The organism is Corallincola holothuriorum (assembly GCF_003336225.1).
Classification (GTDB): domain Bacteria; phylum Pseudomonadota; class Gammaproteobacteria; order Enterobacterales; family Neiellaceae; genus Corallincola; species Corallincola holothuriorum.
Genome location: NZ_QPID01000011.1, coordinates 37,873 through 54,913, shown reverse-complemented (window position 1 = coordinate 54,913; position 17,041 = coordinate 37,873). Strand labels below are relative to the sequence as shown.

Here is a 17,041-nt window from a genome sequence, read left to right as displayed (position 1 = left end):
CAACTAAAAGCGATACTGCGCCGACGTAATAAACTGCTCAAAAGTTTCACACCAAACCACCACCGTATTGTATCTATGAACATCCACATCTGCCGGCACCGGCAGCATGAAATCGTTAAAGCTTTCAACATCCCCGAGATGCTTTGCCATCGGCTTTAGCGCTAAAAAGTCAGCTTCAGTTTCAACAAACTCGGAAACCAAATAGAGCTGATAATCAGGCCCGGGGGCAAGCTCACCATCTAGGCTTACATAGTTACCACTGATATGCACTTTGCCCTCGCCCCAGTGCAAAAAATCACTGTCTAATCTCTCTCGATCGAACTCAGTCTGATAGTCAGCATCAAGTGCATGCTGTTGTAATAAGCTCTCCGACGGCCCTGGCTTTGCTGTTAACACCGGTAGTAAATAGATACCTAGAACCACACCGCAAACAAGCAGTGTGCAATGCGACAATATCAATAATATCGATTTCACCCGTTTCCCTTACAAATAACGACAGTTAACTAATAAGAACCTGCGCAACGGAGAAAACTTTCAACGTACATAGCAGCTTCTAATATGTATGCAAAAATATCATCTGCTTTGAATTTAAGACGCTAGAACGGCTTAAGTCACGATTTCATCCAGCTTATCGTCACTCAATACTTGAAAATAGCAGTGAAAACGTCAAGAGTATGAGGCACTGGTCGGCGTTAGCAGTTCCACTTGCACGCCAAAAAGATATTGCCCATTTAAAGAGTGAAGACAGCATGGATGTTCGCATAGTCACAGATGGTGAAGCACTGGAAGAAGCGGCTGTGGTACTTTGCCACCTTCGCACCCAATTTACCTTTGCATCACTGCTCCGGCAGGTCAAAAAACAGGTCAAGGAAGGTTACCAACTGGCCTGTGTCTATGACGGTGATAAAATCGTTGCTGTCGGTGGCTTTGTCATCGGTTTAAAATTGGCTTGGGGGAAGTTCATCTACGTCGATGATGTCATTGCACTACCTGAAGAACGCTCCAAAGGCGCTGGAAAGGTTTTGCTTGATTGGTTAAAAAAATACGCGAAACAACAGGGCTGCGACCAGCTTCATTTAGACTCAGGGGTGCAGCGCTTTGACGCCCACCGTTTTTATCACCGAGAAGGCCTAAATATTGCGAGCCACCATCTGTCTAATACCAATATCCAAGATGGCTAAGAAGAGATCTTACTGAGGGAGCACGCCCCTAAGCAACTCAGTTAACGGCAGGGGTTTAGCAAGATAAAACCCTTGCAGATAATCAACACCGATCGATTCAACCAATTCACAAATCGCCTGGTTGCGAACAAATTCCGCCGTCGTTTGAATACCTAATGACTGACACAAATTGTTGAGATGCTCCACCATCAACCGCTGTTGTGGATTGGTATCCATGTCGCTAACCAATGAGCCATCGAACTTAACCACTTCTGGACTGAGCTTAAGGATCTCATTCATATTGGAATAGCCGGAACCAAAGTCGTCTATAATTAACCTAGCCCCAGCTTCGCGCAATGGCTGCAAGCGCTCTGCAAAGGCGGCATAGTCAACTATCTGCTCCGTTTCCAGGATCTCTAAGCCTATATGCTGCGGTGTCTGCGCCGCTCGAATATGCTGCAGCAAACACTCATAGGTGGTGTGATTAAAAAAGTCCTGTGGAGCAAGATTGATACTATAACGCACAGCCTGGCCATCCAGCATTTCTATGCTTTGGCGGATCACTTCTCGACTCAGCTGGCTGTAGAGTTCACTGTGACTGACCGCAGGTAAAAACTGCGCCGGTGAAATGTATTCATTACCAAGACGAATGCGCACCAGGCATTCGATTGAAGCCAGTCGACGCTCCCCTGAAGCCAAAATAGGATGGCCAAAAACAACCACTCTATTCTCTGACAAAGCAGATTTAACCGTGGCCATAGCCGCGATAGCATCGACAGGATCAATCGTCGAGTGCTCATGGGGCTGAAAAAGCGAAACCAACTTATTATTCGCTAGCGCTTCTCGCCGAGCCTGTTTCGCCCTATGCACCATACGATTAAGCTTGATATCTGATGCTGGCATCTTGCCACCAGGCTGCGCCACGACACCCGCTTTCAACACAAAGTTAAGTGGTGTATCTAATTGCAATGCAGAAACCGGATACTCAATCACGTCGATATCCCGAAGCATCTTCTCCAATTGCCTTAACAGGTTTACTTCGCTGACATCGGTGCATACAGCTAACAACCACTCACTACCACTGAGCTGAAAAAGCTCGGCAGCAGACGGCCACACTTGCTCTGTATGTGATGCCAACTGCGCCGCCAGCCAAATGACAGCTTGGTCACCTTGCTTATCACCAACCCCATGGTTGATCCAACCCAAGTTACACAGCTTAATCACTGCCATGCCTGATAGCCGTTGATATTGCTGTAAACGGGTTACCAATTGACCGCGGTTCGGTAGTTTGGTCAGCGGGTGTTGTTGAGCTGAAGCCAGTAAGGCGCTGGTTTTCTGAGCAACCTCATCTTCTAAAGACTCGTTTAGTTGCTCTAAATCGGTAAACGCTTGATTAATTAGAGTAAAGACTGGGCTAAGCGTACGATCGACGCGCTCATTTTTTACAAAGGTGTCTGGAGACGGTGCCACGACATCCCCCTTTTCAGAAAGGGAAAGGTAGGTCACGCTATGATGCGCAATACGCTGACTAGGCACAGCGGCAAACTCACCGAAACAGTAGCCTCCAACGCTGGGAGCAAGCTCCTCAAAAACTGCCAGCTCCTCCTCAATACAACCATCATCATTGAATATTCGCGAAGCGCAGTTATAGAGAAATACCGCCTCTGGTGCTTCCGTCTGGATCTCATGCAGTTTTTGCCGAATACGGCTTTGCGAAAGCTTAGGATGAAAATAACTAAACTGAACCTGAACGCCCTCAGGTATTGCTTCTGTCATCTCCATGCTGCCATCATCGAAAGCCTTAATAGCAGCAGTGTAGAACTCTTGGTTTCCTTGGCGAAACAGTAACGGAAAATCCTGACACACCTCGAACTGACACTGGCCATTGATACTAAAATAGCGAGCGTAAGCGTCAGCGATCGTCTCACCATCCACTTCATACAGACGATGTCCCTCTGCTCGAGTCACCACCATTCGTCGCCCTACCGGCATCCATTCCAGAAAAGCTGATTGCCATACTTTCAAGCGATGGGAACGTAACGCAACAGCGCCAATGATCCCAGGAGCACAATGCTCATCAACCATTACCCATGGGCCTTTGGCCTCAGCGGAGTGATCAACGATCCCGCCCACGATGGGCACATCGTTATTAAGCTTTCCAACCTGACCAAATAGTTGCTGACAGGACGCGTCAATGCCGTGGGCAAAACAGATAAACGCTCGGTTGTCAGCGGCATCCAACTGCGAGAAAAGTGCGCGACCATCCTGTTCACAGGTTTCAGGGGTTACTGTATGCCAGCTTGTTTCTATGTGACTCTGTTGCAGATGAGCCAAAGAAACAATGATGGGCGTTTCAACATGACGGCCGCCAATCAATCCATTATTGAGGCTCATGCCAATAACAGCACTGTTAGGAAAACGCAGCTTTAACTGCTTCGCTAACGCTTTCGCTTCCTCTAACGTTAGCGCAGCAAAAACTTGGATAAGAAAACAGCCGGTCTGCTCATCGCCCCCTGCTGGATGCCAGTCGGGTAGGCTATCCAGCAGCTGTGGTAACGATTGAAATTGACGATTCTCAACATACATCGGCAGACTGTTATCCCAGAATAAAGCTATCGACTTCGGTCATAGACCATATTCCCCAAGCTTAAACCCCCATATCGACGATGAGAGCGTGCACGACGCCCTAAATGAGCTGTTACGGATGATAAACTTTCACATTAACAAAACCTTGCTCATGCAGATAGAGCGCCTGCAGTTTGCTCATCACGCCCTTGGCACAATACAGATGATAGGTTTTTGATTGGTCAAGATCACCAAACTGTGTAGCCAACTTATAAAAAGGCATCACGCTCACTTCCACACCTTTGACTTCTAATGGTGCTTCTTCCTCTTCATCCGGTGCGCGAATATCCAGTATCACAGCATGACTATCTAACTCACCGGCAAGCTCAACCTCGGCAACCTCTTCAGAAGCAGCACGACCTATATCGCGAATATCTTCAACTTTAGCGGCCGCCAGCACCTGTTCAATCAGATCCGGAGACAACTTAGCTTCTTCAGCTTCCACCTTACTCAGTACAGCTTTCACTGTCGGGCTTTTAGATATCACGCCGCAGTATTCCGGCATGGTGATAGATATCTGCTCAGTGCCTATTTTACGCGCAATATCAATAATGGTTTGCTTGTCAAAAGCAGTCAGAGGCCGAACAATGAGGTGATCGGTACAGCCATCAATGACACGCAGGTTGGTCAGTGTCTGGCTGGATACTTGTCCCAACGCTTCACCTGTGACCAACGCCTGGATCCGCATTTTTCCCGCTACCTGGCTGGCCGCACGCATCATTAAGCGCTTTAAAATAACGCCCATCATGCCATCAGCCACCCGCTCCAGCAGTTCGCCAACCACTGGTTCAAATGGGATACTAACGAACTTCACGCGATGGGAAGAGCCGAACTTGTCCCACAAGTAATAAGCCATCTGCTTCACACCAATCTCATGGGCTGCGCCCCCCAGATTGAAGAAACAGTAATGAACCCGGCTACCTCGGTTAATCATCATATAGCTGGAAACTGCCGAATCGAATCCACCAGAGATCAGCGACAAAAGATCTTCTTGCGTGGCAATGGGGTATCCCCCCATGCCAGGGTGCGTGGCCTTAACGATAAATAGCTTGTCCTTATCCAGCTCCATACGCACTGTGACATCGGGATTTTTTAGCTTCACCCCTGCGGTCTCATTGTGCTGGTTAAGACCTCCGCCTACGTAGCGTTCAACATCTAACGAGCTGAAATCATGTTCACCAATACGGCGCACACGCACACAGAAAGTCTGTCCCGCCAGCTGCGGTCCCCAGATCGGCTGCACCTGCTCGTAGATATTGTGAATATCGGTAAATTTCGATTCTTGCACTTCAAGAAAGTGCGCAATTCCGGGAGTGCATTTCAGCGCTTCAATAAGTTGTTCGGCCTGCTCAGGCGTCGCGCCATCACATTTAACCTCGAGCTTGTCCCATTCCATTCGCACCCGCGTATCTTCGTAAATACGCTTCAACACGTTACGAATATTGGACTGTAAGATCTTCGAAAAACGCAGACGAACAGAACGACTTTTGATGGTGATTTCAGGGAACAACTTAACGATAAAACGCATGGATACGACAAGCCTGTGTTAACGGCGATTAAGTGCGCGGAGTATAGCGCAAGGGGGATATGATTGGCGAGCCGGAGGGCTCGCCAATCATGGAGAAAAGAATCGCCTTCAGCGATAAAACAGGCGCTATTCGGCCACGCCTATTTCGTCTGATTGCATACTCTTACCTTGCATGATTGAGATCTCAACACGGCGATTGCGACGTCGGCTATCCACTGTTTTATTGGGTTCCAAAGGTTGCGTATCCGCTCGCCCTTCCACCGCCAAACGATGCTCATCGAAACCTGAAACTTTCACCATCTCATGAGCTACCGCCACCGCACGCTGGGCACTCAAATCCCAGTTCGAACGGTACAACTCGGAACTGATACGCTGGTTATCAGTATGACCTGACACAGTGATCACCCCTGGCACCTCGTTCAGTAACTTGGCAATATTCTGAATAATAGGCTTAAACTGCGGCTGCAAAAAAGCCGAACCAGAGGGGAAAGAGCCTTTTTCACGCACACGGATGGTGATCTGTTGACCTAACGCTTCAAGCTCCAACGCACCATCTTCAATCTGCTCTTCCAGCTGCTCAGCCAACCGTTTCATTAACTCTTCAAGCTGCTCTTGGTTAGCCGCTTCAGCTTCTGACGGCGTTGCTGGAGTGGCATCGGTAGAGGTCGAGTCTGCCGCACCACCACGGGCATCGCCCCGTTGCTTCAAGCGCCCCCCCGCAGAGTCTTCATCACCCGCCTGAAACTCCAAGGTCTGCTGGGTAACTTCGACAGTTTGCTGCTGGATATTCTCAATCGGTGTAGGATCAGGGCGGCCGGGACGAAACTCCTGAGCAATGACACTGGTGCCTTTGGGGATATCTTTCACTTCAATCTGATTCTGTACACCGAAGGCATACTTCATAGAACCGGCGATCTGCTTAAACTTCATCACATCCATTTCTGAAAATGCCAGCAACAGCACGAAAAAGCACATCAGCAATGACATCAAGTCCGCAAAAGTCCCCATGTAGGCAGGTAGCCCAGGGGGGGGACATTTGTGGTCTTCATCGACTTCAGCCATGGTTCAACTCGCCTATTCGCCGGTGGTATCAACCTGGCGCTTACTTTCGGCCAGATAATTTTTCAGCAATGCTTCGATCACCCGAGGGTTCTGACCATCCTGAATACCCAGAATAGAATCCAGAATTAACTTGCGATTAAGCTTCTCCTCTTCTGCGCGCAGGTTCAATTTAGCCGTAATAGGGATCGCCACCATGTTTGCCAGAATGGCACCATACAATGTTGTCAGCAACGCTACCGCCATCGCCGGGCCAATCGATTTGGGATCATCCATGTTCGACAACATAGCCACCAAGCCGATCAGGGTACCAATCATCCCCATGGCAGGAGCCACATCCCCTAGCGCTTTAAAGAAGCTGGCACCAAACTCGTGACGACTTGCCGTCATCTGAATATCTTTTTGCAAGGTGTCGCGAACCACTTCGGCATCATGGCCGTCGACCAGCATGTCCACGCCTTTCTGCATAAAGGAGTTACCAATCTCAGCCTCCTCCAATGCTAGGAAGCCGCCCTTACGCGCAGCGTCAGCCATCTCGACCGCTTTCTCAATCAAGTCTTCTGGGCGCTCAAGTTTGAACATAAAAGCTTTTGCCGTGATCTTTAGCGCAGCGAAAAACTGGCCAATAGAAAACTGCATCATCACCACAAACATTGAACCAATCAGTACGATCAGCACCGATGGCACATCGAAAAACATAGTGAGGTCGCCACCCAGTATCATTGCCATGACGACGAAACCGAATGCGCCAACCAGGCCTATTAGCGTTGCCAGATCCACTCAATACTCCTGTTTGTTCTAAGTTGCGTATACAGCACCAAAGTCATCAACGATTTGGTATTACGCATATTGCTCGCTATCATAGCTTTGCCGTTGCGCCATCGCAAAGCGCAACTCGACAAAAATGAGCTCCAGCAAGCATCTGTTTTGACCCACATTTTCATTATCGTCGGATAATCTGTAAGCGTTAGCTGTTTTATTCGAAATGCCTGCGTCAGATCACTCGATTACTGCGATACTCAAATCATAGCAACTCTATAATGATTAACGTCACTTGAATGTTTGTTAACAAATTGACCCTTTTCCAGCACTGGGGTACCTTTGCCGCGACACTTTGACAGGAGCCGGTATGGCAGCAAAAAAACCGGAAAATATGACCTTTGAAGCGACCCTCGACGAACTCGAGAGTATCGTGACAACCTTAGAGCAGGGCGATCTTCCTCTGGAAGACGCGCTACGCCAGTTTGAACGCGGTGTTGGCCTGTCTCGGGCAGGGCAACAAAAATTGCAGCAAGCTGAGCAACAAGTAAAAGTGTTGTTGCAAGAGCAAGGTGAAGAACAGCTGATCGATATGTCTCAGGATGAACAGCGGTCGTGACTATCAAACAACAATTGATAAGTCGGCAAGCAACTGTTGACCAAGTGATCCAGCAACAGCTGGCGGCATTACCCCAAGATGCGCCCCGATTAAGGGATGCGATGCACCATGCAGCACTGCTTGGCGGCAAGCGTATAAGGCCGTTTTTGGTGTATGAAACAGGCCGTATGCTGGGTGCGACAGATCAACAATTAGCACCAGCGGCAGCAGCGATTGAGTATGTCCACGCATACTCACTAACCCACGATGATCTGCCAGCGATGGACAACGATGCATTGCGCCGTGGCCAGCCCACCTGTCACGTCGCCTTTGATGAGGCAACCGCTATCCTAGCTGGTGATGCGCTGCAGACCTTAGCTTTTGAAGTACTCAGCCAGGCTGACCAGCTAAGCGCTGAATGCCGAATCGCCTTAATCCAGCAGTTATCGCGAGCCAGTGGTTATCTGGGCATGTGTGGGGGACAGGCGATGGACATTGCCGCCACCGACCAGCAGATAAGCTTACCGCAACTGAAAGCGATCCATAGTGCCAAAACTGGCGCCTTGATCAGAGCAGCTGTTCGTATGGGGGCAATTATTGGCAACGCATCAGCTGAAGTAACAGGCAAGTTAGACAACTATGCCAAGGCCATTGGTCTCGCTTTTCAGGTTCAGGACGATATCCTTGATGTCACTAGTGACACCAAGACCCTAGGTAAACCTCAGGGCTCCGATAGCGAATTAAACAAAAGTACCTATCCTGTACTGTTAGGGCTTGAAGGGGCACAGCAGCATGCTTCAAGCTTACTCGACGAAGCACTACACGCTTTGCAGGGATTACCGTACAATTCAGACAATCTGGCCGATTTTGCACGCTTCGTTGTGCAACGGTCTCGCTAATAGAACGAATAAGAACAATAAGATGAGTGTGGATATAAACGACTATCCGTTGCTGGCCAAGGCGCCACTACCGCCTAACCTAAGAGAACTTCCCCAAGATCAGTTGCCGCAGCTTTGCGACGAACTGCGTCGTTTTTTACTTGCTTCTGTTAGTCAAAGTGCTGGACACCTGGCTTCTGGGTTGGGGACGGTGGAACTCACCGTCGCCCTGCATTATGTCTATAACACTCCCTTTGACCGTCTCCTTTGGGATGTGGGTCATCAGGCCTATCCTCACAAAATTCTCACTGGTCGTCGCGATCAGATGGAAACCATCAAGAAGAAGGACGGATTGCACCCCTTCCCTTGGCGTGAGGAAAGCGAGTACGACACTTTGGGTGTCGGTCATTCATCCACTTCAATCAGTGCCGCGCTGGCAATGGCGGTAGCGGCTGAACGAGAGCAACAAGGACGTAAAGTTGTCGCGGTGATCGGGGATGGCGCGGTAACCGCAGGCATGGCGTTCGAAGCGATGAACCATGCAGGCGATATTGATCCCAACATGTTGGTTATTCTGAATGACAACGAGATGTCGATTTCAGAAAACGTTGGCGCACTAAACAACCATTTAGCCCGCGTACTGTCAGGTAGTCTTTATACCAGTATTCGCGAAGGCGGTAAGAAAGTCCTGTCCGGCCTTCCCCCCATTAAAGAGTTAGCGCGTCGCACTGAAGAGCACCTCAAAGGTATGGTCGTACCCGGCACATTTTTTGAAGAGCTCGGTTTTAACTATATTGGCCCCATTGATGGCCACGATGTCGATGCTTTGGTAGAAACCCTGCATAACATGCGTCAGCTAAATGGTCCGCAGTTACTGCACGTAATGACCAAGAAGGGTAAAGGGTACGCTCCAGCTGAAAATGATCCTATCGGTTATCACGCGGTGCCGAAATTTAATCCAGATGAGGCGCAGCTGCCCAAATCAACACCAAGTCACCCTACCTATTCAAAAGTTTTCGGTGATTGGCTGTGTGATATGGCAAAACAGGATGACAAACTCCTGGCTATCACTCCTGCCATGCGCGAAGGTTCAGGTATGGTGCGTTTCAGTCAGGAACACCCCGATAAGTATTTTGATGTCGCTATCGCCGAGCAACATGCTGTCACACTCGCCGCAGGTTTCGCCTGCGAAGAATATAAGCCTGTGGTCGCTATCTATTCTACGTTTCTGCAACGGGGTTACGACCAACTGATCCACGATGTGGCGATCCAGGACTTGCCAGTACTGTTTGCCATCGATCGTGCCGGTGTTGTTGGCTCCGATGGCCCAACGCACCAAGGCGCTTATGACATTAGCTTTATGCGCTGCATCCCCAACATGGTGATCATGGTACCAGCCGATGAAAATGAGTGCCGCCAGATGCTCTATACCGGCCATCAGTTGCAACAACCTGCTGCAGTGCGCTACCCACGGGGTCAAGGACCAGGAGTTGCGCTGGAAGAGGATATGGTGGCCCTACCTGTAGGCCAGTCCCGCACCATAAGAACGAGCCAGGCTACAGAAAACAAAGTCGCTATTCTTAGTTTTGGTACCTTACTTGAACGTTGTAAAGCAGTAGCTGACGCGCTGGATGCCACGCTAGTTGATATGCGCTTCGTGAAGCCACTGGATACCGCGGTGATCGATCAGGTATGCGTGGATCATACAACGCTGGTAACCATTGAAGACAATGTGGTGATGGGCGGTGCAGGCTCTGCAGTCAATGAATACCTGATGGCGACTAAGCAGTGCAAGCCCGTGCTAAACCTCGGCCTGCCGGACGAAATTATAAGGCATGGTGGCCAAGAAGAGATCCTTGCTGATTTAGGCTTAGATAGTGCCGGTATTGAAGCCAGCATCCGGGATTATTGCCAACGCTAGCGTCATTACCATTCATTAAAAACCGCAGCTAGTCTGCGGTTTTTTTATGACCGAATAAACAACAATTAAAAAACTTCTCACCCAAGCACAGCATTTAGACTTCCCTCACTAGCGAACAATGCTATACATTAAGGATGTCACGTAGGAGATGTGTATGGAAGTAATAGACCGCCCCACGCCAGAATCGGCTATTGAAAAGCGGATAGAAGACGCCATTACGGATGCCTGTGAAAAGAATTCACACCTCACGGCAGCGATGATAGAACGTTTCGCCCAAGCCCGTGATATCCCCGAGCTTAGAGAAGCACTGCGCTCTCTCGAACAGGAAATACACGAAGCCTATGCAGCAGCACTGGAGTCTTTCTCGGCAAAGTAACGTGCCAAATCAAGCTGTCGGCAACAAATAAAAAAAATAGAGGCTTTTTCGCCTCTATTTTTTTATCTGTTGCCGTTCCCATACATGGGTATATCAATACCAGTAATAGAGAGCCAAATGCATCACCGCAAGACCAAATAGCCCCGCGATCACATCATCAATCATGATGCCAAAGCCGCCATCTACCTGCTTATCTAGCCAACGAATGGGCCAAGGTTTAAGAATATCGAAGAAGCGAAAAGCAACAAAAGCAGCCAATATCCATGGCCATTCAACCGGCACCCAGAACAAGGTGATCAACATACCCACCACCTCGTCCCACACGATCCCACCGTGATCATGTACGCCCATATCCTCACTGGTCTTGCCACAGATCCAGATACCAACAACCGCCATGACCGCTGTGGCTAAAAGATAAACCCAATCAGGAAACTGCAACAACACAAAGTAAAAAGGAAACGCCGCTAAAGTACCCCAAGTACCCGGCGCTTTTTTGGCTAAACCCAACCCGAAGCCACAGGCAAGAATATGTACAGGATCTTTAAGATTAAAGCGCCCTTCAGGCTGTTGCTCAGTCATGAGTAGCATCCCGAAACGGATCCCAGCCCTGCCAAAGCTCAGACATAGGTTCACCGCCGCGTGTCACTATCACTTCGCCCCGTCCAGGTTTAAAACGACCAATACAAGCAAAGGGTACCGCAAAGTGCTTCAAAGCAGTTTCGACCGAGCCCCGATTCTCTTCTGGCACCGCAAACAGCAGCTCATAATCATCCCCCCCCGCTAATTGATAACGCAGGCGATCTGACTCAGGCACACTTTGCGCAAGGGCATCCGAGATAGGTAACTGCTCGGAAACTACCTCCACGTCACAATAGGAAGCTTTGGTAATATGCAGCAGATCCTGCAACAAGCCATCAGAGATATCGACTGCCGCAGAAGCTAAACCTTTCAACGCCTGTCCTGCCGCAACCCTTGGCGTGGGGTAAAGTATTCTTTTTTCTAGCTTTTCCCTGATCTGACAAGATTCAGTTATCTCGCCACGAGGCATCTGTAATAGTTCTAAACCGCGGCAAGCATCGCCAGGTGTCCCGGTCACATAGAGCCAATCGCCAGGATTAGCTCCGCTGCGTCTTAATGCCTTATCCGCCTTCACTAAACCGTGGGCTGTGATCGTAATAGACAAGGGACCACGGGTCGTATCACCGCCAATCAGGCTAACCCCATAGTATTCACAAGTGTCAGCTAAAGAGGCCGCAAACGCTTCAATCCAATCATGGCGTTTATCAGGCAATGTTATAGCAAGGGAGATCCAAGCAGGCTCAGCCCCCATCGCCGCCAAATCACTTAGATTTACGGCAACGGCTTTATGACCTAAAGCATGGGGAGAAACATCAGGTAAAAAGTGCACACCTTCAACCAGGGTATCTGTGGTGACAACTAGTGCGCGCGACTCCGGTAGGGAGATCATCGCGGCATCATCACCAATCCCAAGCAGCACATCCTTGCGCTGTGCGCCCCGCCCCGTAAAGTGGCGAGCAATCAATTCAAACTCATTCATCGGTGTACACTGTTACCCAGGACGATTCAGGCTATTACCCAACTTATCCAAAACACCATTGATAAACTTATGGCTATCATCACTAGCAAAGGATTTTGCCAATTCAATACCTTCATTTATCACGACGCGGTAAGGCACATCGTTTCTATGCATCAGTTCGTAAGCACCCAAACGCAGGATCGCTTTATCGATCTGATCAACTTCGGCAAATGGGCGACTGACAAAATCTGCCAACTTGGCATCAAGCTCACTCAAACGCGAAGCGACACCGCTGAGCAGATCACGAAAGTAATCAAAATCCACAACGGCAGGATCGTTGTCAGTAACGTATTGCAGTTCGATATCCGCAATACTGTCGTTAGTCATTTGCCATTGATAGATGGCCTGCAGCGCAATGCGCCTTGCCTTACGGCGTGCAATAGGTTTCACAGTAACTCCAATTAAAGCGCAGACATCACGTTAACCATTTCCAAGGCCGACATAGCAGCTTCGCCACCCTTATTACCAGCTTTGGTTCCAGCGCGTTCAATCGCTTGCTCGATAGTATCTGTAGTCAACACACCAAAGGCCACTGGAACAGATGCTTCCAGAGACACTTGTGCCAGACCTTTGTTGCACTCACCGGCAACATAATCAAAATGCGGTGTACCACCACGGATCACGGCACCCAAAGCGATAATGGCGTCATATTCACCTTTCGCCGCAACTTTTTTTGCCGCCAGTGGCAGTTCATATGCGCCAGGTACGCGAACAACCGTAATGTTGTCGTCTGCGACCTGTCCAACACGCTTCAACGTGTCAACAGCACCTTCCAACAGGCTTTCGACAATAAAGCTGTTGAAGCGGGAGATAACAATGGCAATTTTTGCGTTGGGAGCAGCAATAGCGCCTTCGATAACTTTCATGGATCTTCCTTTTACAAATAGGTGACCCGGCTGACCGCCAGAAAAACCGCGTAATAATAGCACAGTGACCGGTCAGGTCGGGAGTTTACTCAGATAGATATTCAACCACTTCTAAACCAAACCCAGCCAAAGCATGATATTTCTTCGGCGAACTCAGCAGACGCATCTTATGAACGCCAACATCCGCAAGGATCTGGCTACCAATACCGACACGACGAGAAGTCCCCTGCCACTTAGCGGCCGCAGGTTGCTCCCCTTTATCTTCTTTTTCAAATGTTTTCAGATGCGCGAGCAGCTCTTCATTGTTTTCTTCGCGTCCTAACAACACCATCACGCCACCCTCATCAGAGATGCGGGTTAACGCCTTTTCCAACGGCCAACTGCGCGTCGATGCACGATCGCTGAACAAAATATCGTTCATAAAACTTTGCAGATGAACCCGAACAAGGGTTGGCTGATCCGGTGTCACTTCGCCTTTAAGCAACGCGAAATGCAGCTGACCATCAATAATGTCGCGATAAGTGATCAGCTCAAATTCACCAAAGGCGGTCGGCAGGTGGCACTGCGCCACACGCTCAATGGTCGTTTCATTGAGGTTACGATACTCAATCAAATCAGCGATGGTGCCAATTTTGATGCCATGCTTTGCTGCGAGTATTTCCAGCTCTGGACGTCTCGCCATGGTGCCATCTTCATTGAGGATCTCAACGATAGCTGCTGACGGGTCAAAACCGGCCAAACGCGCTAAGTCACAGCTCGCTTCGGTGTGTCCGGCACGGGTCAATACCCCACCCTCTTCAGCGATCAGCGGGAAGATATGACCTGGCTGCACCAAGTCTTTGGCTTCAGCATCAGGCGCAACAGCAGCCAAAATGGTTTTCGCTCGGTCTGCCGCGGAAATGCCTGTCGTTACACCTACGGCCGCTTCAACAGACACGGTAAACGCTGTCGAATATTGCGCATTATTATTATCCACCATTAATGGCAGATTCAGCTTCATGCAACGCTCTCGATTCATTGGCAAGCAGATCAGGCCGCGGCCATGGGTAGCCATAAAGTTAACCGCTTCAGGGGTTACCTTCTCAGCAGCCATGACGAAATCACCCTCATTCTCTCGGTCTTCGTCATCCATCAAGATCACCATCTTGCCCTGGCGAATATCTTCAATCAGCTCTTCAATGCTGTTTAATGCCATTTTCTGCCTGCCTTTATCATTCTATTTTTAGCCATAGGAGCTGGCTTATTGTCGAGCGTGTCATTGTCGGGCCTGACAATATGAAATCACTCTTATCTAGTGGTGTTATCTGCTGCTTATTTCAAGAAGCCGGTACGACCCAACAGAGCCATCACATCACTTTGTGGCTGGGCTTCACTGACCGCAGCCTTATCCCCTAACATCAGCCGCTCGATATAACGAGCGATCTGATCAACTTCCAAATTCACCTTAGTACCGGTTTGAAACCCTTTCATGGTGGTCTCATCTGCAGTATGGGGCACTATGGTCAACTTAAAGCGTGCGCCGTCAACGGCGTTCACCGTCAAACTAATCCCATCAATACAGATAGAGCCTTTCTCGGTAATGTAACGAGCCAGATGTTCCGGTGCTTGTAGCCAAAATTCAATTGCACGCCCTGTCGATTCGCGGCTAACAACCTCAGCTAAAGCATCAACGTGCCCACTGACCAGATGCCCGCCCAAACGGGTCGTTGGCGTGACCGCCTTTTCCAGGTTCACCCGCGCACCGCGGCTGGCACTGGCAAAGTTTGACCGCTTCAAGGTTTCAGTCGACAAGTCAGCACAGAAGCTGTCGCTAGAAAGCGCCACTACGGTCAAACAGACGCCGTTGCTGGCGATGCTGTCACCCAGCTTAACGTCGCTCAAATCTAATTTACCGGTAGCGATCTCCAGAGTCACATCTTGCCCCTTCGGCTCAATACGACGGATCTCACCAACCGCTTCAATAATTCCTGTGAACATAAATTCTCATGTCTATCGCTGTGAGCAGAACGACTTAATCATCGAGCTTAGGTTTAAACGTAGCAACAATCCGGAGATCGTCTCCAACCTGCCGGATATCTTGCCAGTCTAACTCTGGCAGTTGCGCCATGTCGTCAAACTCGGTCAAGTTAAATAGCCCTTGGGCACTGTTTCCCATTAATTTGGGCGCCAGATACAAAATAAGCTCATCAACCAAACCGGCATTCAGCAGCGCCCCGGCAAGTCTTCCTCCGGCTTCAACCCAAACCTCATTGATCTCTTTACTGGCAAGTTGGCGCATTAAATTACGCAGATCCAACTTACCTTCCAATTCGGGGATGGCCAGCATAGTCACGTTTTCTTGCCACGGAGCTTCCACATCGGCAGCTTTTCTGGCGATCCAGAGTTCGCCGGGCAGCTGGAACATCTTTAGCGCGGGCGAGATCTGTTTACGACCATCAACCACCACACGCACCGGTTGTCTGACGGGCAGAGGATAATCTTGAGTTAACTGTTCCGGCCTCACATTCAACGCCGGATCATCCGCCAGCGCTGTGCCGCTACCGGTGACAATAGCGCAACTCCGTGCGCGCCAATGCTGCACATCCGCACGAGCAGCTGCACCGGTGATCCACTGGCTCTTGCCATTACTCAGCGCTGTTCGCCCATCCAGACTGGCTGCCATTTTTAGGCGTACCAGAGGCATACCAGACTGCATTCGTTTAATAAAACCGGGGTTTAAGCCCTCGGCTTGCGCTTCCATAAGTCCATAACGCACACGAATGCCTGAGGCTTCCAACAAGCCAATACCCTGGCCTGACACTAGCGGATTAGGATCAACCATAGCAACAACCACTTCTGTAACCCCGGCATGCACTAAGGCTTCAGCACAGGGACCAGTGCGGCCATGATGAGAGCAGGGTTCTAAAGTGACGTAGCAGGTAGCGCCGTTGGCCTGCTCTCCCGCTTCAGCCAGGGCATTCACCTCGGCGTGCCCTTCTCCCGCGCGCCGATGATAGCCTTCACCCACAATCTGCCCAGCGTTGACAATGACACACCCCACCCGAGGGTTCGGAGAGGTGGTATATAGTGCCCGCTCAGCTAAATGAATAGCGCGCTGCATGAATCTGTGGTCGTCTGGAGAAAATCGCGCCATAGGATGCTCTGCTTGGTTCGCTCAGGTTAGTGGTTTTGCGAGTTATTGCCCAACTTGGCAATCACATCTTCAAACTCACCGATGGTTTCGAACGACAGGTAAACGGAGGCAAAACGAATATAAGCCACTTTGTCCAGCTTCTTCAACGCTTCCATCACCAGCTCTCCGACCATCTTACTGCCTACTTCACGCTCACCAGTGGCGCGTAAACTGGACTTAATATCAGCCACAGTCTGTTCCAACTGATCAACACCGACAGGACGTTTCTCCACAGCGCGAAGTAACCCGCTGCGCAGTTTATCTTCATTAAAAGGTTCACGGCTGCCATCGCGCTTAATTAGACGCGGCATTACCAGCTCTGCGGTTTCAAAGGTGGTGTAACGTTCATGGCATTTAGTACATTCACGGCGGCGACGCACCTGACTGCCATCAGCCACTAAACGTGAATCGATCACTTTGGTATCTGGCGCAAAACAAAACGGGCAATGCATAAGCTCTCCTTGGGTAAGCGCTCACCATAACGAACTCTCGGATAAAAACA

The 17,041-nt window shown here is 49.7% G+C and carries 18 protein-coding genes; 5 read left to right on the top strand and 13 right to left on the bottom strand.

Annotated features, from left to right (window positions below; all coding sequences use genetic code 11):
• Window positions 1–3: 3 nt before the first annotated feature.
• Complete coding sequence (locus DU002_RS16140) at window positions 4–474, bottom strand: DM13 domain-containing protein (RefSeq protein ID WP_114339473.1); 471 nt, start codon at window positions 472–474, stop codon at window positions 4–6.
• A 275-nt stretch (window positions 475–749) separates the two neighbouring features.
• On the opposite strand from DU002_RS16140, the gene DU002_RS16135 reads away from it, so the two are divergent.
• Window positions 750–1,181, top strand: a complete 432-nt coding sequence (locus DU002_RS16135; RefSeq protein ID WP_114339571.1) for a GNAT family N-acetyltransferase — start codon at window positions 750–752, stop codon at window positions 1,179–1,181.
• 9 nt (window positions 1,182–1,190) lie between these two features.
• Here DU002_RS16135 and DU002_RS16130 read toward each other — a convergent pair whose 3' ends face one another.
• The 4 genes from DU002_RS16130 to pomA form a co-directional block, all read right to left on the bottom strand.
• A complete protein-coding gene (locus DU002_RS16130; protein ID WP_114339472.1) occupies window positions 1,191–3,746 on the bottom strand; it encodes a bifunctional diguanylate cyclase/phosphodiesterase in 2,556 nt (851 codons plus the stop codon).
• Window positions 3,747–3,858: 112 nt separating this feature from the next.
• Complete coding sequence (gene thiI, locus DU002_RS16125; protein ID WP_114339471.1) at window positions 3,859–5,313, bottom strand: tRNA uracil 4-sulfurtransferase ThiI; 1,455 nt, start codon at window positions 5,311–5,313, stop codon at window positions 3,859–3,861.
• Between the two features lie 126 nt (window positions 5,314–5,439).
• The gene (locus DU002_RS16120) at window positions 5,440–6,375 is read right to left on the bottom strand and encodes a flagellar motor protein MotB (protein WP_114339470.1); all 936 of its coding nucleotides are present in this window, start codon (window positions 6,373–6,375) and stop codon (window positions 5,440–5,442) included.
• Window positions 6,376–6,387: 12 nt separating this feature from the next.
• Window positions 6,388–7,152: a flagellar motor protein PomA gene (pomA, locus tag DU002_RS16115; RefSeq protein ID WP_114339469.1), complete on the bottom strand. Its 765-nt coding sequence runs from the start codon at window positions 7,150–7,152 to the stop codon at window positions 6,388–6,390.
• Between the two features lie 349 nt (window positions 7,153–7,501).
• Between pomA and xseB the strand changes: the two genes are divergently transcribed.
• From xseB to DU002_RS16095, 4 genes are all read left to right on the top strand, one after another.
• Entirely contained in the window at window positions 7,502–7,750 is a 249-nt protein-coding gene (xseB, locus tag DU002_RS16110) for an exodeoxyribonuclease VII small subunit (RefSeq protein WP_114339468.1), read from the top strand.
• Window positions 7,747–8,628: a (2E,6E)-farnesyl diphosphate synthase gene (ispA, locus tag DU002_RS16105; protein ID WP_407642959.1), complete on the top strand. Its 882-nt coding sequence runs from the start codon at window positions 7,747–7,749 to the stop codon at window positions 8,626–8,628. Before xseB ends, ispA begins: the two co-directional genes overlap by 4 nt.
• A 22-nt stretch (window positions 8,629–8,650) precedes the next feature.
• Complete coding sequence (dxs, locus tag DU002_RS16100; protein WP_114339467.1) at window positions 8,651–10,528, top strand: 1-deoxy-D-xylulose-5-phosphate synthase; 1,878 nt, start codon at window positions 8,651–8,653, stop codon at window positions 10,526–10,528.
• A gap of 154 nt (window positions 10,529–10,682) precedes the next feature.
• Window positions 10,683–10,904 (top strand): hypothetical protein, encoded by a 222-nt coding sequence (locus tag DU002_RS16095; protein WP_114339465.1) that lies wholly within the window; start codon window positions 10,683–10,685, stop codon window positions 10,902–10,904.
• Between the two features lie 93 nt (window positions 10,905–10,997).
• Here DU002_RS16095 and DU002_RS16090 read toward each other — a convergent pair whose 3' ends face one another.
• From DU002_RS16090 to nrdR, 8 genes are all read right to left on the bottom strand, one after another.
• A complete protein-coding gene (locus DU002_RS16090) occupies window positions 10,998–11,492 on the bottom strand; it encodes a phosphatidylglycerophosphatase A family protein (RefSeq protein ID WP_114339463.1) in 495 nt (164 codons plus the stop codon).
• The gene (gene thiL, locus DU002_RS16085) at window positions 11,476–12,462 is read right to left on the bottom strand and encodes a thiamine-phosphate kinase (protein ID WP_114339461.1); all 987 of its coding nucleotides are present in this window, start codon (window positions 12,460–12,462) and stop codon (window positions 11,476–11,478) included. The genes DU002_RS16090 and thiL overlap by 17 nt, the downstream gene beginning before the upstream one ends.
• Window positions 12,463–12,474: 12 nt before the next feature.
• Complete coding sequence (gene nusB, locus DU002_RS16080; RefSeq protein WP_114339459.1) at window positions 12,475–12,891, bottom strand: transcription antitermination factor NusB; 417 nt, start codon at window positions 12,889–12,891, stop codon at window positions 12,475–12,477.
• Between the two features lie 11 nt (window positions 12,892–12,902).
• Window positions 12,903–13,367, bottom strand: coding sequence for a 6,7-dimethyl-8-ribityllumazine synthase (gene ribH, locus DU002_RS16075; RefSeq protein ID WP_114339457.1), 465 nt, complete (start codon window positions 13,365–13,367; stop codon window positions 12,903–12,905).
• Window positions 13,368–13,452: 85 nt separating this feature from the next.
• Entirely contained in the window at window positions 13,453–14,562 is a 1,110-nt protein-coding gene (gene ribBA, locus DU002_RS16070) for a bifunctional 3,4-dihydroxy-2-butanone-4-phosphate synthase/GTP cyclohydrolase II (RefSeq protein WP_114339455.1), read from the bottom strand.
• Between the two features lie 116 nt (window positions 14,563–14,678).
• Entirely contained in the window at window positions 14,679–15,344 is a 666-nt protein-coding gene (locus DU002_RS16065; RefSeq protein ID WP_114339454.1) for a riboflavin synthase, read from the bottom strand.
• A gap of 34 nt (window positions 15,345–15,378) precedes the next feature.
• Complete coding sequence (ribD, locus tag DU002_RS16060; protein WP_114339452.1) at window positions 15,379–16,500, bottom strand: bifunctional diaminohydroxyphosphoribosylaminopyrimidine deaminase/5-amino-6-(5-phosphoribosylamino)uracil reductase RibD; 1,122 nt, start codon at window positions 16,498–16,500, stop codon at window positions 15,379–15,381.
• A gap of 26 nt (window positions 16,501–16,526) precedes the next feature.
• The gene (gene nrdR / locus DU002_RS16055; protein ID WP_114339450.1) at window positions 16,527–16,991 is read right to left on the bottom strand and encodes a transcriptional regulator NrdR; all 465 of its coding nucleotides are present in this window, start codon (window positions 16,989–16,991) and stop codon (window positions 16,527–16,529) included.
• Window positions 16,992–17,041: the final 50 nt, after the last annotated feature.